The organism is Rothia nasimurium, assembly GCF_049068285.1.
GTDB lineage: Bacteria > Actinomycetota > Actinomycetes > Actinomycetales > Micrococcaceae > Rothia > Rothia nasimurium_I.
Genome location: NZ_JBLKPV010000012.1, coordinates 53,673 through 75,078, shown reverse-complemented (window position 1 = coordinate 75,078; position 21,406 = coordinate 53,673). Strand labels below are relative to the sequence as shown.

Sequence of the window (21,406 nt, the reverse complement as noted above, 5' to 3'; positions counted from 1 at the left end):
TGGGTGAGGGTTAGCGCTGGTGGTCTTCCGCCTGGTTTTGACCAGGTGAGGTGATGGGTGAGGGCTGTGTGTAGTGTGGCGAATTGCGTGGCTGTGAGGCCGGTTGTAGGCTGGTGTAGCAACGGTCTTGTCCGGTATGGCTTGAGGTTATTTGTAGAGATTTAACGCTCATATTTTTGCCGCGGGTGGGGCCGTTGTCTAGTTGGTGGGTGTGGGGTGCGTGTCTACTTTTGAATAAGCCTCATATTATCTAGGGCTCCTTATTTACTACAGGAACCAGCAAACATGAACGATATGCAATCATCGCACATAGAACACTCATCTTTGAAGGCTTCATTGCCTTCTCCTTTCTAGAAGTGGGGGCCTTGCCCCCAGGAACCTCAATATGAGTTGATGTACGTCACATTAGTTCTGTTTGGGGCTTGACGCCAAGAAAGTTTTTCCCTACCTCTTACCCAACAGGCCAAGGCTTTCCACAGCCTGGCGTTCTTCTACCAGCTCAGCCACGGAGCGGTCAATGCGTTCACGGGCAAAAGCGTCATGTTTCAGGCCCTGGACAATCTCGTAGTCCCCGCCGGAGCAGACCACCGGGAAGGACGAAATCAGCCCCTCGGGTACCCCGTAGGAACCATCAGAGGGAACCGCCATAGAGGTGGCCCGCTCCCCCGTTCCCAGCACCCAATCCCTGACATGGCAGAGAGCGGCATGGGCTGCGGAGGCAACCGAGGATCCCCCGCGCACCGCAATAATCTCAGCACCCCGGTTAGCAACGGTCGGAATGAAAGTCTGTTCAAGCCACTCCTGGCCCAAACCCTTCTCCGCCAAAACCTCCCAGGCCGGGCGTCCGCCCACCGTCGCATGGAAAACATCGGGGTACTGGCTGGCTGAATGGTTACCCCAAATCGCCAGGCCTTCAATCTCAGAAACCGACGCCCCGGTAGCCTGGGCCAGCTGGCCAACAGCCCGGTGGTGATCCAGCCGGGTCAGGGCCGTAAAACGCTCCAGGGGAACATCGGGGGCATGAGAAGCCGCAATCAAGGCATTGGTATTGGCAGGGTTGCCCACCACAGCGACCTTCACATCATCAGCCGCATGATCATTAATAGCCCGGCCCTGCACCGAGAAAATACCCCCGTTGGCCTCAAGCAGGTCAGCCCGCTCCATCCCCTTGGTGCGAGGACGGGAGCCAATCAGCAGGGCAATATTTGCCCCCTCAAACCCAACCGCCGGGTCGTCCGTCATCTCAACAGACTCCAGCAGGGGGAAGGCGCAGTCAGTCAGCTCCAGGGCGGTGCCCTCAGCAGCTTTCAGGCCAGCAGGGATTTCCAGCAGACGCAGACGGACGGGGGTATCCGGCCCCAGCATTTCACCTGCAGCAATGCGGAAAAGGGAGGCGTAGCCAATCTGCCCGGCGGCGCCGGTCACGGTCACAGTAACAGGTTGCTTCATTGCATGTGTCATACACAACAGTTTACTCCTGTACCCCATCAGCTAGGCGGCAGACCCAGCAGTTGCCGGCAGATTTTTACAGCAGCAGGGGTTGGGCCACCAGCTAACCTGACCGGCTCTGCTCCCCTGCCGCGCCGTCGTCCTTACCCCGACTAGGCGTCAATCGCCGTGTGGTCCAGGCGGCGGGCCCCGTTGATAATGAAGTCTTTACGCGGGGCAACCTCCGACCCCATCAAGAGGGTAAAGGCCCTCTCGGCGGCCTCAGCGTCCTCAACCCGAACCCGGCGCAGCATACGGTGGCGGGGATCCATGGTGGTTTCGGCCAGCTGGTCGGCATCCATCTCACCCAGACCCTTGTACCGCTGAATCGGCTCCTTATAGCTCTTACCCTCAGCCTCCAGCTGGTCAAGCAGCTCGTGCAGCTCTTTCTCAGAATAGGTGTAGACCATCTCGTTGGCCTTACCCCGGTTGACCACCTCGACCCGGTGCAGGGGCGGCACAGCGGCATAGACGTGGCCGGCTTCTACCAGCGGCCGCATGTAGCGGTAGAAGAGGGTCAGCAGCAGGGTGCGGATGTGGGCGCCGTCCACGTCAGCGTCCGTCATCATGATGATCTTGTTGTAGCGCTTCTGCTCTAGATCGAAGGTGCGGCCAGAGCCAGCCCCAATGACCTGAATAATGGCAGCACACTCGGCGTTAGCCAGCATGTCGGTCAGGGAGGCCTTCTGCACGTTCAGAATCTTGCCGCGAATGGGCAAAAGGGCCTGGTAAGTCGAAGACCGCGCTAGGCGGGCTGTTCCGAGTGCCGAGTCGCCCTCCACAATAAAGAGTTCAGACTTCTCAACGTCGGTGGACCGGCAGTCCACCAGTTTGGTGGGCATGGAGGAGGTTTCCAGGGCGTTCTTACGGCGCTGGGTTTCCTTGTGAACTCGCGCTGAGATACGCGACTTCATCTCGGCAACAACCTTCTCAGATACGGCCGCCGCCTGGGTCTTATCCCCCCGGGCAGTGGAGGTCAGCTTGGCAGCTAGCTGCTTGGCAACCACCTTAGAGACAATCTGCCGCACCGCCGGGGTACCCAGAATTTCCTTGGTTTGGCCCTCAAACTGGGGCTCAGCCAGGCGCACAGTGAGCACGGCAGTGAGCCCTGCCAGCACGTCGTCCTTTTCAATCTTGTCGGTGCCCGCCTTGAATTTTCGCGCGTTATCGGCAATGTGCTTGCGGAAGGTCTTGAGCAGGCCCTGTTCAAAGCCGGTCTGGTGGGTACCGCCCTTGGGGGTGGAAATGATATTGACGAAGGTACGCAGTTTGGTTTCGTAGCCGGTACCCCAGCGCAGGGCAATATCCACCTCGCACTCGCGCTCAACTTCTGTGAGCTGGGAGTGGCCTTCAGCATCGAGCACAGGGACGGTCTCGGTGAAGGTATCGGTGCCGGTGAATCGCCAGATGTCGGTTACGGCCTGGTCGTGGGCCAGGTAGTCCACGAACTCGGAGATGCCGCCGTCGTGCTGGAAGATCTCTTCAACAGTCTCGAATTCGCCGGGGGTGCCGGGTAGGCGGCGTTCGTCGCGCACGGCAATGCGCAGGCCTGGTATGAGGAAGGCAGTCTGGCGGGCTCGGGCTGCCAGGTTCTCGTAGCTGAACCGGGCGTCCGGGGTGAAAATCATGGGGTCAGCCCAGTAACGCACGCGGGTGCCGGTAACCCCGCGCTTGGCCTTACCAACCACCTGCAGGGCGTCCGAGGAGGCGGTGAAGGGGGCATCGGGCTTGGGGGTTCGGGCGTCATCGAAGATGCCGGGAACACCGTGGCGGAAGCTCATCTGGTAGGTTTTGCCGCCGCGGTCTACCTGCACGTCCAGGCGGGAGGACAGGGCGTTCACAACCGAGGCGCCCACACCGTGCAGACCGCCCGAAGCGTTGTAGGAGCCACCGCCAAACTTACCGCCGGCGTGCAGCTTGGTGTAGACCACCTCAACGCCAGAGAGGCCGGTGCGGGGCTCAATGTCGGTGGGCACACCGCGGCCGTCGTCCTGCACCTCAACCGAGCCGTCCTTATAGAGAATGACCTGGATGGACTGGCCGAACCCTGCCAGGGCTTCGTCGACCGAGTTGTCGATGATTTCCCAGAGGCAGTGCATGAGGCCGCGCGAGTCGGTGGAGCCAATATACATGCCGGGGCGTTTGCGCACGGCTTCGAGGCCTTCGAGCACCGATAGGTTGCGGGCGGTGTAGTTGTTTGCTGCCACGAAACTCTCCTGCAGGTATGGACGGGACGCCTATCTAGTCTAGTACATGTGTTCGGGTTGGCGGGGCTTGCCGCTACTGTGCCTGAGCTGTGGCGGTGCGGACGCCCGGCGTCGGTTTGGGCTAACGCCTGGGGTTTAGCGCTGTGGGCGAAAGGACGTGCGGGGCGGCCTGGTCGGTGGTTGTATGGAGGGTGAGGAAGAAAGCTTTTGAAAGGAGCCTATCGTGAGTACAACTCTTGAGACTCGCCGCGAACTGACAGCTGCTGACCGGTGCGATGCCTGCGGCGCCCAGGCCTATGTGCGTGTGGTAATGGAGTCAGGTTTGGACCTGCTTTTCTGCGGCCACCACGCTCGGGCCAAAGAGGAGGCCCTGCGGGCTATAGCTGTGGAGTGGGACGACCAGACCGACCGCCTCAGCTAACAGTTACCACCCCACCCCACAGGGGTAGGTACCACCTAAAGCAGAAAAACCCACGAACTAGGTGGGTTTTTCTGATTTTCTGGTCTTTTCTGGCGAAGGCAGGTCAGGACGGGGGCGATGCAGCTCCCCAGGCACATCTTGTAGCAAATACCTAGATAAATCACCAGTAAACATGTAGCCTAGAGCACAAGTTCAGTGAAAGGGAGCCTATGCCGATAGACGTAAGCCGCAACTACCGCCAAAGCAACCGCCCTGCCATCATCACGGGAGCCGCGTTTTTCGTCAGTCTCATCATCACCGTATTTGCTTCCTTAAGTGTTGCGGGCGCCTTCGCCAGTCAGAGCGATTCAGCAGACATCAGCCATGAGGATCTCACCATCACTCGCATATCCTCAGTCCCTGGCTACTCGCAAGCCATCTGCTGGGCCGTATACACCCGCGTTGCCGAGAAAAACCTCTTCGGCACTGAACTCATAGCCCACAAATTCGGGGTTGCCTGGTGCGCTCAGGACGGCGGTATCGTCTACCAGGGTGACATTACAGAAACTGTCTACGAGAGCCCCAACCTACGTTCTCGTCTGCCCGTCAACAGCCTCTACCAGGGTAGCTATGCCCTGCAACCTGTTCCTGAATCAACAATGCTTGTAGCTAGGACTATTGAAAACACTCTGGCCTGGCCTAACTTCGCTGTTGAACGGTGCGTCGTCTACTCTCTCACCGCTGACGGTCAGGCAGAGGGGAGCCTCTCATGCCACACCAGCTAGGCTCAGCCCCAGGCAGAGGTACAGGCCCAGATGGGGCGCCTGTTTTCCTCCTGAAAGCGCCTGGGCTTTTCGCGACCTGGGTTTATCCAGTCAGCCTGCTCCTCCTATGGGGTGTGGGACAGCCCTTAGCCCTGTGGTTGTGGCTGTGCGCAGGGGCCTACGCGCACGGCGTCCGCTACCCCCGGACTTTCGGCATTTTCTACCCGCTCTATTTTTGGCTTTCGATCCTAGGGGTGCTGTCCCTGCCGAGCCTTTATTTACTCCTCAACCTGGTAGCCGTTGTCGACGTAACCCGCTGGAGCCCCTAGCCCCGACTTCCCGACGGGGTAGGTACCATCTACATCAGAAAAACCCACGAACTAGGTGGGTTTTTCTGATTTAAATGGTCTTTTCTGATGTGATGGTGAGTGAATAGTTTTTACAACTATTTCAATCAGGACCTAGCGTCTAGATACGCCCGCTGGTTGCCTTTGGTCAATGCAGACAGCCTTCAGTACCTAGACTCACAGACCCTCGCCAAGGATACTCCCATGCTTAAAGAAGCCTTTCATGTCGCCGTCCCCACAGCCTTTGCCGCCGATGAAGCTCTCGATACAGCAGCAACCCTGAAACACATAGGGTGGCTCATCAGCAAAGATATAAACTCTGTGATGGTCTGCGGGAGTACCGGCGAGCAGCACAGTCTTTCTCCTGCTGAAAAACTGGAACTCCTTGCCGCATTAGGTGATCTAACAACGCCTCAAGGGTTCGAACTTCTCTTTGGGGCAGCTAGTGTCCGCCTCAGAGACACCACGCAGCTGGTCAAAGAACTCCAAGAGGCAGCACATATAACGGGCATTGTCTTGGGCTTCCCACCCTATATACGCCCCAGCCAAAATGAAGCTACCTACTACGTCCGCGAAGTTGCAGACCATACCAGCAAACCAATCGTGCTCTACAACAACCCAGCCCGAACCGGCTTCAATCTGGCCCCTGAGACCCTCGAAAAGTTATCGGACCTGCCCAACCTGGCAGGGATTAAAGAAGCTGCTGACCCAACACAGATAAAGACAATCAGCGAGATACTGCCCCACCTTCCTCTCTATGCAGGGGGCGAGGTTGGTCTCTCCGACCGCATACAAGCTGGGTGTTCCAGGCTCTCATCTATTGGTGGCAACCTCTACCCGCAAGAAGTCAAGACCTGGTTCGAGGCTCTTCTCTTGCAGTCAGATAGCCCCTGCCCAGAACATTTACACACCCAACTTACAGAGCTGTACAGCCACCAGGTTCTTCCCCGCCTCAAAGCAGAATTGCCGTTGGTCGCAGGCCATAGCCTTGGCTCCTGCCGTCTCCCGCTCGGTGCAGATAGCTAACCCCCGCCAGTAGGTACCACCTAAATCAGAAAAACCCACGAACTAGGTGGGTTTTTCTGATTTAAACGGTCTTTTCTGGGAGCCCCTATACCCCGTACCGGCTAAACACTGCCACCGCTTCGACGTGGTGGGTGTTGGGGTACATATCAAACGCTTCAACCGACTCCAGCCGCCAGCCTGCTGCCCGCAGGTAGCCGGTGTCGCGGCCCAGGGCAGCCGGGTCGCAGGCCACATAGACAATCCGCTGGGGGGCCAGGGCAGAAACCTGTTCCATCACTGCCCGGCCTGCGCCCTCCCGCGAGGGGTCGCAGATGACGACGTCCGGGGCGGCAAAGCGCCCGGCAGAGACTTCTGCAGAAACCTGCTCAAGCACCTTGCCGACGTCCCCTCGTTCGACGCGCACGTGCGTCCGCTCAGATCTGTGGGTGCGGGAGGGGCCCTCGTCACCAAAGTTCTCGGAGGCATTGCGGCTAGTCACCGGGGATCCCTCAACCGACAAAACCGTGCCCCTGTCCCCCACGGCGTCCGCCGCGAGCGCGGTGAAGAAGCCGGCACCGGCGTAGAGGTCGTAGACCGTCATGCCCGCTGTCAGGCGGGCGGCTTCAAGCACAGCGTTACCCAGTACCTCGGGGGCGGCCCGGTGGATCTGCCAGAAGCCGGTGGCGCCCACGTTCCAGTAGAAGTCCTGGGTATAGACGGTGGCTGTCTCCAGCAGGTTGGGGGTGGCGGCCCCGGCGATGATGTCGGCGGGTTTGGTGCCGCGGCGGCGTCCGCCCTTTTTCTCGGGGGTGAAGACCAGGGTGATCATGCGTTCTTCCAGCGGCCCCCAGAGAGCCCGGGCCTGGGCCTCGATATCCTCGGCAACCGCCGCAGGGGTGGTGCGGGCGGATACGGTAAAGACCACGGCCACCATATCGGTGGCAGAGACTGCCACATCAACCCGGGTAATACCGGCTAGTTTGAGCTGGTGCAGCTCTAGGGCCTCAATGCGCTCATCGGCCAGGGGGAAACCCGCAACGGGTACAGGCACCGAGCTAGAGTGCGGGAACATGGCAATCTGCTGGCTTTCGCGCTCCACCGCAAAATGCACGCGGGTGCGCCAGTGCAGGCCCTGCTCATCGCCGGGCAGGGCATGGAGCGGCAGGTTAGCCAGTAACGGATGGTCAGCGGGCACCCCGCCCAGGCGTACCAGCTGTTCAGTCACAATCTGCTGCTTATAGGCCCGCTGGGTTGCTAGGTCCAGGTGGCCGTATTCCATACCGCCGAGGGGCTGGGCGGACGCGAGCGCGTCCGCAGGTGCCCAGGGGTGGGGGCGGCGATTTGGTGAGGGGGTATCAACTGAGACGACATCTGCAAAGAAGAAGCGGCCCTTGGGTCCGCGGCCGGTAATGCGGGCGGTGGCCCGTTCCCCCACGACGCCGTGGCGGACGAAGATGACCCGCTCCCCTGCCCGGGCGACCAGGGCACCACCGTGGGCGGGGCGTTCGGGGGTGATGTCGAGGAGGTCACCGATAGTGGGTTCAGCTGGCTGGGGGGTCTCTGGCATGGGGTTCTCAGTTCTCACGGTGGCTGGGGTTTTAGTTTATCGGGTGATTTGCCAGGGTACGGAGGCGACGACGACACCGGGTTCGTGGCGGAGGGCTGCTTTGAGTTTGTGGACGGTGCGGCGGTGGAAGATTGCCTGCCACCAGTGGGGCACCACGTATTCAGGGAGGTAGACCACCAGGACATCGCGGGGGGATTTTTGGCGGCGGTGTCTGATGTAGTCAAGCAGGGCTGCGGCCGGGTCCCGGTAGGGGGCGTCGAGGACGGTGAGGTCTATGGGCAGTTCGAGCGAGTTCCAGGTATCGATAGTGTCCTGGGTGCGGGCGGCGTCGATATTGACGGCAATGGCTTCGAGGGTTGAGGGCCGGGAGGCGCGGGCGTAGGCGAGGGCCCTCAGCATGGGTTTGCGGATTCGCTCAACATAGACGATAGCTTGGACGCGGGAGGGTAGGGCGCGGTCTGCGGCGAGTTCGTCGGGGTTGGTGGAGAGGGCCAGTTGCTGGTCGATACGGGTGTAGTGCTTGTTGGTTTTGGTCATGATCCAGGTAAGAAGCAGGATGAGGGCGGTGGTGACCCAGGCGCCATGGGTGAATTTGGTGGCCAGGATGACGGCAAGTCCGGTGGCTGTTGCAGCAACTCCGACGGCGGTGATAGCTATATCTCGCCAGAGTTTGCGGCGGTCTGCGGTTTTGAGGGTGATTCGTTGGGCCCGCCAGCGGTTTCTCAGGACGGCGTATTGGGTCAGGGTCATAGCCGTGAAGACACCGACGATATACATCTGGATGAGGGTGTGGACGTCCGGTCCGACGATAGCCACCAGGCCCATGGCTGCTAGGCCGAGGGCGAGCACACCGTTGGCGTAGAGGGAGGCCGAGGAGCGGGCGGACAGATGAACCGGAAGGTATTGGCGGGCTGCGATAGTGGTTGCAAGCATGGGAAAGCCGGTGAAGGCTGTCATGGCTGCAATAACGAGGACGGCTATGGTTGCAGCGCCCATGAGGACGGTGGCTAGGTGGGTGGTGAAGACGGCATCGGTGATTTGGAGGAGGACGGGCACCTGGTGGAAGTCCTCGCTCACCGGCTGGTTATTTACTCGCAGGGTTGAGAGGTCAAGGACGAATACTACCCCTGCTTGGCGGGCCAGGTAGAGGGTTCCGAGCAGGGAGAGGGCTGATAGGCCACCGACGACCATAAGACTTACTGCAGCGTTGCGTTGGCGGGGCGGGGCAAAGGCCTTGACGGCGTTGGAGATGGTGTTGACGCCCGTCATGGCAACTGAGCCGGAGGCAAAGGCCCGCACCAGCATGAGGCCCACCCCCAGCTGGGTTGTCAGCATGTCTTGCTTGGCCTGGGGCACCTCAACCGTGTACCCGGCTGAGGGGGCCTGCCCTAGCTGGCCGGTGGCGTCCGCAAGCAAACCGAAGACGACGACGCCAGCTAACAAAACCAAAAAAACATAGGTAGGAATGTGCGAGAACCTGAACATGAATTTCAGGCCCCGCAGGCACATGAGGGTGACCCCAGCAATCATGATGCAGGCCAATAGCCGCTGGTGGCCCAGCAGAACCGGGGTGATGGACTCAAGATATTGGGTGGCTGATGAAAGCGACACGGCGACAGTCAGCATGAAGTCCACCATGAGGGCCGCCCCCAGAAGAACGGCAGCCCCTGGCCCTAGGTGCTTGTACACCAGGGCAAAGTCGCCCTGCTCCCCCACATGGTTGATGTTATAGCGGTAGGCGCCCACGACAATCAGCAGCACCACGGCAATCACCAGGCCCACCAGGGGCGAGTAGGCTAGGGCCCCGTGGCCGGCGATCAGCAGGGTCAGAATAATTTCATCCGGTGCGTAGGCTACGGACGATATTCCGTCGGCCCCAAAGAGGGGCAGGGCGCGGCGCTTGGGCAGGTTGCCGCGCTTGGCGTTCCTGCTATCTATGGGTGCGCCCAGGATGACCCGGGCGGCCGCTGCCTTCAACTTCTTCACAGGGTCTAACGGTAGTCGCTTTGAGGGGGTTTACCCAGCTGGTACACACCACATTTTGACGCCAGTTCTTTCACCCCCTTAATCCTGCACTTGCTAGGGGCGTGCGAGGTGAAGGTGGGGGGGCGTAGACTAGGGGGTGCCCCGGCTGGGGCGCACACACTGTTTCTCGGACGGAAGAGGTACCCCCTTGCCCCATTTCGTGATTATGGGCGCTGGTCGAGTGGGCGTCATGCTGGCCCACACCCTTGAGGACGCCGGTCATTCGGTGGCCGTCATTGACCAGGACGACCGTTCCTTCCGCCGACTTCGCAAGGACTTTGCGGGCAAGAAAGTCACCGGTGTCGGCTTTGACCGTGACACCCTCAAGCGGGCCGGAATTGACCATGCCTATGCTTTTGCCGCTGTATCCTCCGGCGATAATTCCAACATTATTGCCTCCCGTGTTGCCCGTGAAACCTTTGGGGTTCAGCATGTTGTGGCCCGAATTTATGACCCCAACCGCGCTGAGTTCTACCAGCGTCTCGGTATTCCCACCGTGGCGGCCGTCCGCTGGTCAACTGACCAGGTGCTCCGCCGGATCCTTCCCGAGCAGGCAATGGCCGGGGATTTCCGCGAGGCCTCTGGCCGGCTCATGCTGGGGGAACTTCAGCTCCATAACGATTGGGCTGGGCACGCCCTTCGGGAAATTGAGGAGGCAGCCGGGGTGCGCATTGCCTACATCACCCGGTTTGGTGAGGGGATGTTGCCTACCCTTGATACCTCCTACCAGCAGGGCGATACCGTCCATGCCATGATGCGGACAGAAGACATCAATGACATTGCCCGGATTCTGGGCACCGCCCCTGCCCGCCTTACCGAGGGAGACCTGGAATGGAAGTAATCGTCATTGGGGCTGGCTCCGTCGGCTCATCGAGCGCCCGGGAACTGCTCTCCCACGGCCACAAGGTCACCATTATCGATGTGAAGCCCGAGGCGATTTCCCGGTCCGAGATTCAAAAGGCGACCTGGGTGATTGGTGATGCCTGCGAGCTGTCCGTCTTGCGGCAGGCTAAGCCTGAAAACGCGGACGTGGTCGTAGCAGCTTCCGGGGACGATAAGACTAACCTGGTTGTCAGCCTGCTGGCCCGCAGCGAATTCGGGGTTCCGCGAACCGTCGCCCGGGTGAATAATCCCAAGAATGAGTGGCTCTTTGACGACGCCTGGGGGGTGGACGTTGCCGTGTCTACTCCCCGCCTGATGACCTCCCTGGTCGAGGAGGCAGTTGAGGTTGGGGATGTGGTGCGTCTGATGACCCTGAAAACCGGGGCCGCTACCATTGCCGAATACACTGTGCCAGCTGACCACCCCATTATTGGCTATAGCATTAGCCAGGTGCAGTGGCCCTATGAAACCACCCTCACCGCTATTTTGCGCGACGGTATGCCCATCACCCCCACCCCCGACGATGTGATTGAAGGTGGGGACGAACTCTTCTTTATCACAACCCCAACCGGTGAGGATGATATCCGCGACCTCTTCAGCTAGAGCGCTGAGTTTTTCTTGACCGCTCAGACAGCCGGGGCCCACTGTGTCTTTCACAGTGGGCCCCAGTTTCGTAGATGTGGTGCCTGGTCTATTAGGCCTGCACTATTTCGTAGCGAGGATTGTAGATCACGGGCGTATTTTCGCGGGTGCTGAGCATACCGGAGACCCGCAAGTAGCCCCCCGCTTCGATACCGGGTACTTGCCTTTGGCCCAGCCAGTAGAGTTTGAGCCGGGTTCCAGGTTTCAGCGGCGGGTAGTCGGGGTAGAGCACCCGGGGGGCAACCTGCTGTCCACTGAATCTGGTGGTAAAACCGGTCTCAGCGTCGAGGACGGCAATTTCACCAGTTCTGGTTTCTTCGGTGGTACTGACGTCGGTCGTGTCGTCGAGGTCTTCCCCGGTTTCTGCAATAGGCATGCCTGTCATGGGGTGGGTTTTTGCAGGTGGCAGGGGCTTGGAGCGTTCCACTAAGAGGGTTACTTCAAACCTGGGGTTGGCACCGGCCTGGGCCATAGTTATCTTGGCGACCCTCCCGGCGACCCGGGCCCGGAACCGTTCAGGGTAGGTTTCAAGCCGGGTAATCTTCTCACTACCGCCTAAGCTGTCCACGGTCTTTAGCCAATCTCAGTGATTTCGGGGCCGCGGCGGGGGATTTCCAGGCCGGCAGGTTCCTGGGCCGCTGCCTGCTGCTGGGCGGCCATAGCTTCCTGAATGTTCTGGGGGACGTTCATGGGCAACAGGTCGCGGGGGGCCATGGGGTCGGGGCCGCGATGGACCACAATCTGGCGGAATACCTCTTCAAGGGCTGTTGTCGTCTCGCTGGGAAGGACGGCCTTGCCGGTGAATACAGCGCGGACGAACCAACGGGGCCCATCAACACCAACGAACCGGGCAATACGGAACCCCTGACGTCCGTCCGGCAAGGTGGCAGGCACCCGGGAAATCAGCTGGCGGCCAAAGGGGCCGTCATTAATATCGACCTGACCGGCCTGGCGGCGGACGCTCTCAGACAGTTCCTTGCGGATGTCGTCCCAGATACCCCGGCTCTTGGGGGCAGCGAAGGCCTGAACCTGGACGGTACCCTCACCGAGCTGGAGGGTCACAGCAATTACCTGGCCGGACTTCTGATCGGTTTCCAGGCGCAGGTTCAAACCGGGATTGCTTTTAACGAGCAGGCCGCCAAGGTCAATGTATTCAGCGCCGGTCTTAACCTCAGAAGAATCCCAGGGCCCATTGTCACGAACGAACTCGGGAATATCGTACTCGGTATCGGTCGCCTGAGAATCAACCTCAGCCTGAGAATTAGATTCTACAACCTGGTCAGAAGCCTTTTCACCAGTCTCCTGGCCTAGGCCTTCCTCAACTTTTTCTTCAGGAGCCGAAACAGGGGCGTCCTTCTTTTTCTTACCAAAACCAAACATTCAATCTACCTTCCAACAACGAAAAAACTATTGGTTACGCTACTGCACGCCGGTGGAGCCAAAACCAGACGAACCGCGCTCCGTAGCATCAAGCTCATCCACCACAACAAACCGGGCAGTCTCAAACTTCTGAATCACCAACTGGGCGATACGATCCCCCCGAGAGATCTCAAAGGGAACCTCCCGGTCTGTGTTCAAAAGACACACCATCAACTCCCCCCGATAGCCTGAATCAACCGTGCCCGGAGCGTTCACAATAGTAATCCCATGCCGGGCAGCAAGACCCGACCGGGGGTGAACCAAGCCCACATAGCCCTCAGGAAGGGCAATCGCGACCCCCGTCGGGACCAAAACCCGCTCCCCGGGAGCCAAAGTCACATCAACCCGCGACCGCAGATCAGCTCCAGCATCACCCGGCTGGGCATAGGTAGGAGGCTCAATACCCTCATCGAGCACTTTGATTTCAATAGTTAGATCACTCATCACCCCTATACTGTACCGGCTTGCCCCCACCCCAGGAGGCGACAACACAAGCCAGGAACCCAAGTGCCCAAAGATTTCACCCAGAGCACCAAAAGCACCCATCTCGTACACTGGTACTAGGCACCCGATTCACCACCTGCAGAAAAGGAAAAACACGTGGCCACTTCCTCTCCCGTCCTCTACTCAGAACGCCTCAGCCCCGGCCCGGGGCTCTTGATAGGCTGCGTTGGTGTAGGACTTGCTTCCTTCCTCGTTGGGGCCCCTATCAGCATCACCGCAGGAATCATTGCCGGCATCGTCATGTGCCTTCTGACAGCAGCCATTTTGTTCGGCACAGCCCCCACCCTTGAAGTCACAGAAACAACCCTACGCTTTGGCCGGGCCACCATCGAACGTAGCTACGTCGGCGAAGCCTACGCCTTCCGGGGCGAAAACGCCCGTATCGCCACCGGCCCCGCCCTGGACGGCCGCGCCTACATGTGCTTCCGCGGCTGGATTCCGTCAGTCATCCGCGTCCAAATTGAAGATCCGGCAGACCCCACCCCCTACTGGATTGCGTCCTCCCGCAACCCTGAGAAAATTGCTGAGATTCTCAACCAGGGGCGTGACATCTCTCAGGCATAAACCTTTTGTTAAACATTTCAGGGGCGGGTGCATGTAGCACCCGCCCCTGAATTATTTGTTGAGTCTTAGGGCCTCTTAGCCTTCACACTCAAGGCAGAACTTGAGGTCACCCTCTTCACGGGCAATCTGGGAACGGTGACGGACCAGGAAGCAGGATGAGCAGGTGAACTCATCGTCCTGGGCAGGTAGAACAACAACGTTCAGTTCTTCATTCGACAGGTCTGCACCGGGAAGCTCAAAACTTTCGGCAGCCGCGTTTTCGTCTTCGTCGACCGCACCTGACTGCATCTCAGACGGGCGGGAACGAAGCTCCTCAAACGACTGGTCCTTGCTCTCTTCATCCTGCTTGCGGGGTGCATCGTAATCAGTGGCCATGAATTTCTCCGTGTAAAAACTGTGCGAAGGGTAGATACCCCCGGTCGGTCGAGAGGCATCGGCTACCCCACCCGCCAACCGGCTTGTTAGACTCCCGTCGAACCAGCCTCAGGGTGCGTATGAGGTAACGGGTAGAATTGTTCACCATTTGCCCCCGTTGTGCAAGTGCAAACAAGGTGTTCACTGATAGCGAGTCACAGAGACGTCATTGGCCGTCAACTAGCAGGCCTCAAATATCTAAATCTTGCCTTGAACTTGAGCTAATTTTCCTTGAAATTGAAGGTTTTTCAAGATTTTCAATGGCACCAGCCCCGAGTCTGCCCTTCAAGCACAACTTGACTCTGTACCCTTTCAAGTAAGCGTTAAGATTGAATCACCATGCCCCAGGTATGGGCCGATACAGTGTGAAGGAGACTCAGCAGTGCAGGAACTGCGTCTAGCCGGCATCCACGATGATGGAGAGCACCTCGTCCTTGAATCAGCAGAAGGTACCACCTACCTGCTCCCCATTGACCAGGATCTCCGCCAGAGCATCGCCCGAGCCCGCCGCATCAACCCCATGCGCGGTGGCAAACCCGGTGAATTCGGCCCACGCGATATCCAGACCCGGTTCCGGCAGGGTGCAAGCGTTGAAGAAATCGCAGCCGAATCAGGCTGGGAACCCGAGCGTATCCGCCGGTACGAATGGCCCATCGTCGCCGAGCGAGCAAACATCATCCGCACCGCCCAGGCAGTCATGGTCTCCCCTGTCCCCGGCCAGGCTGGAAACACCCAGCCCCTCTCTCACCTGGTAGCATCCGTTGCCCAGGCCCACGGCTTCTCCGCGGACGACCTCGACTGGAGCACCTGGCAGCAGGAAAGCGGCCAGTGGACCGTCTCAGCAGACCTCACCCTCCCTGCTGATGGTTCTCTTGATCTTCCCCGATCTGTCATGTTCCCCGCCCGCTGGACCTTCAACCCCGCCAACCAGAGCATCTACGCCACCAATGAGGCAGCCTACTTCCTGCTAGACCGCCAGCAGAATAATGACGGTCCCATCCCCGGCCAGGTTCCGGCCCAGACCTCCTCCCCCGCACCTGCTGCAGAAGCCCTAGCTGCTGAGCCTTCTCCCAGCACCGCTTCACCTGCACCGGCAGAAAACAGCCGCCTCAAGGCCGTCCGCGTCCCTGAATCAACAGAACAGAATGAGCTACTCGACGAGCTCACCGCCCGTCGCGGCGTCCGATCATTTGACCCAGCCAGTGAACGCAAGCTCGCTGACCTGCTTGAGCGAGCCCGCCGGTCCTCCAAAACCTCCCCGGTTGCCGAAGCCACCCCGGCCCAGGTAGAGCGTGAGGCGCCAACTGAGCAGGCCCCCCGTCCCGACCATGCTGCCGACAGCACAGGCAAGGAACCAGAACAGGCACCAGCGTCAGCTCAAGCACCCGTAGAAACTACACCTGAGCCCACCGGTGCCTCAGCTCAAGCTGATAACTCAACTTCTTCAGCAGCCTCGGTTGCACCAGCTCATGAACCCAGTCCCACTGCTGAATCTGCCCCCCTGCCTGCTGCTGAACGGGTTGGTAAGCGCTTCGCCCCGGTGACTCCTGAAGCAGAGACCCAGCCCGAAAACCAACCGGAGGAAGCAGTAGCTCCTTCAACCTCCCAGGCACCTGCAGACCAGCCCCCAGCTCAACCCCAGGCTCATGAGTCCCAGGCTTCCGACGTCCCGGAGGAAGAAAGCAAGGCCCCAGCCCGTCCTGCCCGGGCCAAGCGCACCAGCGTCCCCAGCTGGGACGACATCATTTTCGGCAACCAGCGCCGGTAGAGCCCACTCAACAAGCCCCCGCATGACCAGCACTAACGCTGGATCAGCGGGGGCACACTTGTCGGCGGGCTTCGAAACCGTTAGGGGCACCACATCCCCTTTTCATCGGGAAACAGTAAACTAAGACCAACACCAACCCACCATCGCACCTGGGTAGAGTCCGGTAAGTACCGGCCACCCACCCACACCTTGAGGACTACATTGCCCGCACCTAGCCCCAATGACCGGCCCCTGAATCAAGGCAACGACGACGCCACTGAAGTTTTCCCAGCCCAAACCGGTGACGCTAACCCGGCAGAAGAAAACGCTCAGGACAAGGCCTCAGCACTCGCAGAGGAAGCCCGCCGCCAAGCAGCCGCAGCAGCTGCCCTAGCTGCCGGTGTTAGCCGTGACCAGCTTGAACCCACTGCTGAAGCTGATGAAGAGCCCGAAGGGCGTAGCCTGGGCTCAAAAATTTTCTTCCTTGGATCTGCACTTGCCACAGCAGCCGCAATTGTGGTGACCGCCCTCCTGCTCATCCCTGGTGCTGATGAAACAAGCAACCAGCCTGCCCAGTCCACCTCTGAGGCTAGCACCAGCTCGTCGGCTTCAGCTTCCACCAGCCCAACGGCAACCCCTAGCCCCTCTGCGTCCCCCTCGGAAAGCCCGACCCCCTCAGAAACCCCTTCCCCCACCCCGCCCCCGGCTGAACCCACCGTCACTGAAGTAACGGCAGAAGCCACTGCGGAGGAGACCGTGGCTGAGGAAGTCGTCGAAGAAGTTCTAGTCGAAGAGTACGTGGAAGATACCGGCGAAGCCTATGTGACAGAGGAACCCCAGGCTGTTGAGGTGGTAGCTCCCGTCGTACCGGTTCAACCGGTAGCCCCTGTCGCTCCCCCTGTGGTTGTAGCCCCCGATGACGCTGTTGAGGATGTTGAGGAAGGCCTTCCGGTGGAGGGAACGGAAACAACTGATCCAGGAGTTGTTCCTGCCCCTGAAGCCTCTAACGCCTCAACTGTTGAAAGCACTGACTACCCCACCGGTCCCTAGGTAGTTCCATTGCCCCGGTGGCATCAGCGCCCTGATTCTCCTTGAGTTTCAGGGCGCTAATTTTTTGTTGCTGAGGTCTTTGATGTGGCCGGTTAGCCCCAGGGGTTATCCGGTCGGAAGCATGAGGAGGGGCACTGTGGTTTCCTCAGAGGTCAGTGAGCCGTGCTGGCCTACCATGTTCAGAGCGTGGGGTTTGTAATGCCTCATATCGTAAAGGGCTATGGGTTCACGGGCCGCAATGATGACGTCTCCCAGCCGGTCTCGGGCGGTTGAGGAAACGGGGCCACCAAAGTAGCCTGCGTCCAGGAGGCTTTCCTTCTCTGCCACCCAGGCAGCCTGCCCCCAGGCGTCAGCCCAAGCTTCTAAGACCTTCTCTTTGCCCGCGTCTGTGGTGTCTTCTAGGTACAGCTGCACCATTCGTGGTTCCCCGGCGGTGAGTTTCACGTTTGCGAGCAGGTCAGCTTCCTGGGAGTAGTCGATCCGGTGCTCTGGGGCAATATCTACCATGCCGTGGTCAGCGGTGACCAGCAGAAGTACATGCGGCGGAAGTTTACGGGCCAGGGATTTGAGGGCCATATTGAGCTCTTCAAGTTGTTGGAGCCACTGGTCAGAGTCCACCCCGTAGCGGTGGCCGGCCTGGTCAATTTCCCCCCAGTAGAGGTACACGAGGGAGGGCTTGCGGGTGGTGAGCAGGCTGGCAGCTAGGGTGGTGCGGGCTGCGTAACCGGTTGCATGAATGAAGCGGCCGCCCCGTAAGGAAGCTTCGCTGAGGCCGGTCCCGGCGTATTTACTCAGCGAGACGGTGGCGACGTCGAGGTGCTGTTCGTAGCGTTCGAAGACGGTGGCATGGGGCTGCCAGCTGCGGGGGTCAACCTGCTTATCCCAGCCTGAGAGCTGGTTCATGACGGTGCCAGTTGCGGGGTTGAGCACCTCGTACCCGGCCATGCCGTGGAAGGCGGGCGCGGTTGCCGTCCCCAAGCTGGTAAGGGAGGCGACCGTGGTGGAGGGAAGGGCCGATGAGATGGGTCCTAGCTGCACAGCTTTTTTGAGGAAGGGGGCATAGGATCCGTACTTTTCCAGCAGGGCTTGCCCCAGCCCGTCCACCATGACCAGGCAGACGCTGCGGTACTTGCTGGGGTCTACCCCGGCCTGTTCCAGGCGGCCAGCAAGGTCGGCTGGATCATGGCGCCCCGGCCCCAGCACCGGGTGGGGATCGGGGGTTATGCTCTGCTGGGCGGTGAGGCTGCCGCAGGATTCAAAGACGTCTCCTACGGTATTTTTACCGTAGGCAGGAGGGGCGGGCAGGGGTGTTCCGCAGTGGTCATTGAGGACGGTCATGGTTCGGCTCCCCCTGGTCTGGTGAGGTCTATGATTCTTCACCGGACCTCGGGGCCCGGCCTACCTCTACAAGTTTAGGGTATCTGGCCGGGCCGCAGAGCGGTTTATCGGTTTCCTACCGGCTCATGGTGCGGCGGGCTGAGTCGGTGCGTTGCTGGGGGTTACCGAGGTGGAGTTTGGCGCCGACGACGGTGAGGGTGTCTTGGGAGACGAGCACCGGTTTGAGTTCCAGGTAGGCAATTTCAGGGTGGTTGTCTTTGAGCTGGGCAACGCGGACGCACAGGTCTTCGAGCAGGTCGATCCGGACAGCAGGCAGGTCCTGGGCGGCGAAGAGTTTTGCTGCTGACTTGGGTGAGCGGACCATCTTGTAGATATCCCGTTCGGTCAGGGGCGGTATGCGGTGGGCCCAGTCATCTAGCAGACTGGTGGTATCTCCTGCTAGACCGAAGGATACGACGGGTCCGATGAGTGGGTCTTCGATTGCTGTGATGACGCAGGCTTGGCCGCCGGGTACCTGCTGTTGGACGGATAGGTCAAAGACTCCGTAGGGTTCCAGGACCCGGTGCATTTGGGCGATTTCTCGGACGAGTTCCTCGTCGGATTCGATGCCAAGGCGTACCCCGCCCAGGTCGAGGCGGTGGCGGAGGACGTCATCGGTGGTTTTGAGGACGACCGGGTAGCCGCCTGCCTCGTGGGCTGCAGCCACTGCTTCTTCGGGGGTTGTGAAGGTGTATTCAGGTAGCAGGCGGATTCCGTAGTGGGCAAGGACCTCTTCGGTTTCGGTCAGTGACAGTTCTAGCAGGTTTTCTCCGCTGATCCGGCTCATGTGACCTGCTATGGTTGCGGCTGCCTGTTTTGGTTGGGTGCCTTCGGCCTGGGCGAGCGCCCCGGTTTCCTTATCCCGCCATTCGACGTAGTCCATGACTGCAGCCAGGGCCTGGATTGAAGCTCCTGGGGATTCGAAGCAGGGTAGGCCTGTTTGGGAGATTGCGGGCAGGGTGGCTCCGTCCTCACCGGTGCTGGTTGGGGTAGTTGGTTCGGGCCTGTCCTTATCACCCTCCCAGATGCCGCGGAGGGCTGAGTCGAAGCTGACGGTGCCGGGGAAGGCTGCGATTGCGGGTTTACCTGCTTGGGTGCTGGCTTTGAGGAGGACGGATGCAACGTCCTTGGGGCTAATGGACTCCCCGGTGAGGAAGACGCCGAGTACCGCGTCGATGTCGGAGGATTCCAGGGCGCTGGTTGCCACTTCTTCGAGGACGTCCAGGCCGTTGACTCCATCGTCCGTGAGGCGGAGCATGGATTCTGTGATCCGTACGTCGATGCGTAGCTCTTCGGCCTTGTCGGCTACGATCTGGCCGAGGGCTGAGGCGTTGGACAAAATGGCAACGCGGCGGCCGGCAGGCAGGGGCTGGGAGACGATGATTTGGGCTACGTCGAGTACCCGGTCAAAGGTTTCTGCGCTGATGACTCCGGCCTGTTTGAACATAGCGTCTATGGCTTCGGTGGGGGCGATAGAGGTGCGGCCGGAGTGGCCGGGGGGCAGTTTTTGGCCGGTGACGGCGTGTTTTGCCACCAGGACGGGTTTGACGCGGGAGAGGCGGCGGGCGATGCGGGAGAATTTTCGCGGGTTGCCGATGGATTCGAGGTAGAGGGCGCAGACCCGGGTGGCTTCGTCGTCTTCCCAGTACTGCATGATGTCGTTGCCTGAGACGTCTGCCCGGTTACCGGCTGAGATGAGGGAGGAAACTCCGATGTTTCGTTTGACGGCGGTGTTCGAGAACATAGCGCCGATGGCTGAGGACTGGCTGAAGATACCAAGGGCCCCGGGCTTGGGGTCCTTGGGGACGATGGTGGCATCAAGTTTGATGGCTGGGTCGTTGTTGAGGACGCCGAAGGAGGCCGGGCCGATGATCCGCATTCCGTAGGTGCGGGCTGATTTGACCAGGGCTTTTTGGCGGGCGCGACCCCGGGCACCGTCGTCGGCAAAACCTGAGGTGTAGATGAGGGCCCCGCGGACGCCTGCAGCCCCGCAGGCTTCCACGACGTCGGCGACGTCTGTTAGGGGCACGGCCACGATGGCGAGGTCAATTTTGTGGGGTATGTCTGCCAGGGAGGTATAGATGGGGGTTTCGCCTGCGGGGTGGCCTGCGGGGTTGACCCCTAGGAGGGTTCCGGTGAAGCCTCCCTCAACGATGTTGTCGATGACCTTGTGCCCATTGGTGGCCCACTGGTCTGCGGTTCCGATAACAACCACAACTTCTGGGGCCAGTAATTCTGCAATTGATTTGGCTTCTGCCCGGTGTTCGCGGGCTTCGCGGACAGCCTGGGATTTTTCGGTGGGGTCGATATTGAAATGGACCATGACCAGCCCATCTTCGAATTCTCGGGAGATTTCGTAGCCGGCGTCGGTAAAGACGTTCAGCATTTTGCGGTTCTGGGGTAGCACTTCAGCGCTGAAGCGGTCGATTCCCCGTTCATGGGCGGCAGCTGCTAGGTGTTCGAGCAGGATGGATCCGATGCCCCGGCCCTGGTGGGCGTCCGAAATCATGAAGGCAACTTCGGCTTCGTTCTCGAGGTGGGTTCGGTCAAAGCGGCCAATGCCGATCATTTCGTCGCCCAGCATAATGACGAAGGCGACGCGGTTGTGGTGGTCAACGGTGGTAAACCGGGTCAGTTCTTGGTCGCTGAGGGTGGGCTTGTGGGTGAAAAAGCGCAGGTAGATAGTGTTTTCGGACTGCCCGGCGTACATTTTTTCAAGGGCTTTCCGGTCGGTGGGTACGACCGGCCGCAGGTGGGCTGTCGCTCCGTCGCGTAGGACAACATCTGCTTCCCAGTGGTCGGGGTAGATGAAGGGGATTTCTGCGGTGGTGGGGTGGGCCGGGTCGGCTGGAGTGAAGCGGGTATCACCGGTCATGGGAGTCTCCTGGTGGGGTGGAGGGGCTGATCCTGTTCACTATTTTAGCGCCTGTGTGAAATCTGGCACAGGTTCCAAGGGAAGATGCCGTCCCGAACGCATAGACCCCGCCAATTCCCAGTTGGAGGG

18 protein-coding genes are annotated in these 21,406 nt (G+C 60.0%); 8 read left to right on the top strand and 10 right to left on the bottom strand.

Going from position 1 to position 21,406, the window contains the following annotated elements:
• Positions 1–444: 444 nt before the first annotated feature.
• Together ACMXX3_RS10440 and ACMXX3_RS10435 are read right to left on the bottom strand one after the other, a co-directional pair.
• Positions 445–1,461 carry a malate dehydrogenase gene (locus ACMXX3_RS10440; RefSeq protein WP_421084644.1) on the bottom strand — a complete coding sequence of 339 codons (1,017 nt, stop codon included), beginning with the start codon at positions 1,459–1,461 and terminating at the stop codon, positions 445–447.
• A gap of 140 nt (positions 1,462–1,601) precedes the next feature.
• On the bottom strand, positions 1,602–3,695 hold the full coding sequence (locus tag ACMXX3_RS10435; protein ID WP_421084643.1) for a DNA gyrase/topoisomerase IV subunit B: 2,094 nt from the start codon (positions 3,693–3,695) through the stop codon (positions 1,602–1,604).
• Between the two features lie 223 nt (positions 3,696–3,918).
• On the opposite strand from ACMXX3_RS10435, the gene ACMXX3_RS10430 reads away from it, so the two are divergent.
• The 3 genes from ACMXX3_RS10430 (at position 3,919) to ACMXX3_RS10420 (ending at position 6,232) form a co-directional block, all read left to right on the top strand.
• A complete protein-coding gene (locus ACMXX3_RS10430; RefSeq protein WP_421084642.1) occupies positions 3,919–4,116 on the top strand; it encodes a DUF7455 domain-containing protein in 198 nt (65 codons plus the stop codon).
• A gap of 209 nt (positions 4,117–4,325) precedes the next feature.
• Positions 4,326–4,880 (top strand): hypothetical protein, encoded by a 555-nt coding sequence (locus ACMXX3_RS10425; protein ID WP_421084641.1) that lies wholly within the window; start codon positions 4,326–4,328, stop codon positions 4,878–4,880.
• Positions 4,881–5,410: 530 nt separating this feature from the next.
• Complete coding sequence (locus tag ACMXX3_RS10420) at positions 5,411–6,232, top strand: dihydrodipicolinate synthase family protein (protein WP_421084640.1); 822 nt, start codon at positions 5,411–5,413, stop codon at positions 6,230–6,232.
• Between the two features lie 85 nt (positions 6,233–6,317).
• On the opposite strand, the gene ACMXX3_RS10415 is transcribed toward ACMXX3_RS10420, so the two are convergent.
• Positions 6,318–7,778: a class I SAM-dependent RNA methyltransferase gene (locus ACMXX3_RS10415; RefSeq protein WP_421084639.1), complete on the bottom strand. Its 1,461-nt coding sequence runs from the start codon at positions 7,776–7,778 to the stop codon at positions 6,318–6,320.
• 36 nt (positions 7,779–7,814) lie between these two features.
• Positions 7,815–9,764, bottom strand: a complete 1,950-nt coding sequence (locus tag ACMXX3_RS10410; protein ID WP_421084638.1) for an APC family permease — start codon at positions 9,762–9,764, stop codon at positions 7,815–7,817.
• A gap of 187 nt (positions 9,765–9,951) precedes the next feature.
• Between ACMXX3_RS10410 and ACMXX3_RS10405 the strand changes: the two genes are divergently transcribed.
• Positions 9,952–10,644 carry a potassium channel family protein gene (locus tag ACMXX3_RS10405; protein ID WP_421084637.1) on the top strand — a complete coding sequence of 231 codons (693 nt, stop codon included), beginning with the start codon at positions 9,952–9,954 and terminating at the stop codon, positions 10,642–10,644.
• Positions 10,635–11,288 carry a potassium channel family protein gene (locus ACMXX3_RS10400; RefSeq protein ID WP_421084636.1) on the top strand — a complete coding sequence of 218 codons (654 nt, stop codon included), beginning with the start codon at positions 10,635–10,637 and terminating at the stop codon, positions 11,286–11,288. Before ACMXX3_RS10405 ends, ACMXX3_RS10400 begins: the two co-directional genes overlap by 10 nt.
• A 91-nt stretch (positions 11,289–11,379) precedes the next feature.
• Here the strand turns inward: ACMXX3_RS10400 and ACMXX3_RS10395 are convergent, their stop codons facing one another.
• From ACMXX3_RS10395 to dut, 3 genes are read right to left on the bottom strand one after another with little or no spacing between them, the layout of a single operon-like run.
• Entirely contained in the window at positions 11,380–11,895 is a 516-nt protein-coding gene (locus tag ACMXX3_RS10395; RefSeq protein ID WP_421084635.1) for an asparaginase, read from the bottom strand.
• 5 nt (positions 11,896–11,900) lie between these two features.
• Positions 11,901–12,707: a DUF3710 domain-containing protein gene (locus tag ACMXX3_RS10390; protein ID WP_421084634.1), complete on the bottom strand. Its 807-nt coding sequence runs from the start codon at positions 12,705–12,707 to the stop codon at positions 11,901–11,903.
• A gap of 39 nt (positions 12,708–12,746) precedes the next feature.
• Entirely contained in the window at positions 12,747–13,190 is a 444-nt protein-coding gene (dut, locus tag ACMXX3_RS10385; RefSeq protein ID WP_421084633.1) for a dUTP diphosphatase, read from the bottom strand.
• A gap of 156 nt (positions 13,191–13,346) precedes the next feature.
• Here dut and ACMXX3_RS10380 point away from each other — a divergent pair, with 156 nt between their 5' ends.
• On the top strand, positions 13,347–13,814 hold the full coding sequence (locus ACMXX3_RS10380; protein ID WP_421084632.1) for a DUF3093 domain-containing protein: 468 nt from the start codon (positions 13,347–13,349) through the stop codon (positions 13,812–13,814).
• 75 nt (positions 13,815–13,889) lie between these two features.
• Here the strand turns inward: ACMXX3_RS10380 and ACMXX3_RS10375 are convergent, their stop codons facing one another.
• Positions 13,890–14,189 carry a DUF4193 domain-containing protein gene (locus tag ACMXX3_RS10375; protein ID WP_421084631.1) on the bottom strand — a complete coding sequence of 100 codons (300 nt, stop codon included), beginning with the start codon at positions 14,187–14,189 and terminating at the stop codon, positions 13,890–13,892.
• A gap of 421 nt (positions 14,190–14,610) precedes the next feature.
• Between ACMXX3_RS10375 and sepH the strand changes: the two genes are divergently transcribed.
• On the top strand, positions 14,611–15,996 hold the full coding sequence (sepH, locus tag ACMXX3_RS10370) for a septation protein SepH (RefSeq protein WP_421084630.1): 1,386 nt from the start codon (positions 14,611–14,613) through the stop codon (positions 15,994–15,996).
• 201 nt (positions 15,997–16,197) lie between these two features.
• Positions 16,198–17,025, top strand: a complete 828-nt coding sequence (locus ACMXX3_RS10365; RefSeq protein WP_421084629.1) for a hypothetical protein — start codon at positions 16,198–16,200, stop codon at positions 17,023–17,025.
• 105 nt (positions 17,026–17,130) lie between these two features.
• Here the strand turns inward: ACMXX3_RS10365 and ACMXX3_RS10360 are convergent, their stop codons facing one another.
• Entirely contained in the window at positions 17,131–18,363 is a 1,233-nt protein-coding gene (locus tag ACMXX3_RS10360) for an alkaline phosphatase family protein (protein WP_421084628.1), read from the bottom strand.
• Between the two features lie 115 nt (positions 18,364–18,478).
• Positions 18,479–21,277: a GNAT family N-acetyltransferase gene (locus ACMXX3_RS10355; RefSeq protein WP_421084627.1), complete on the bottom strand. Its 2,799-nt coding sequence runs from the start codon at positions 21,275–21,277 to the stop codon at positions 18,479–18,481.
• Positions 21,278–21,406: the final 129 nt, after the last annotated feature.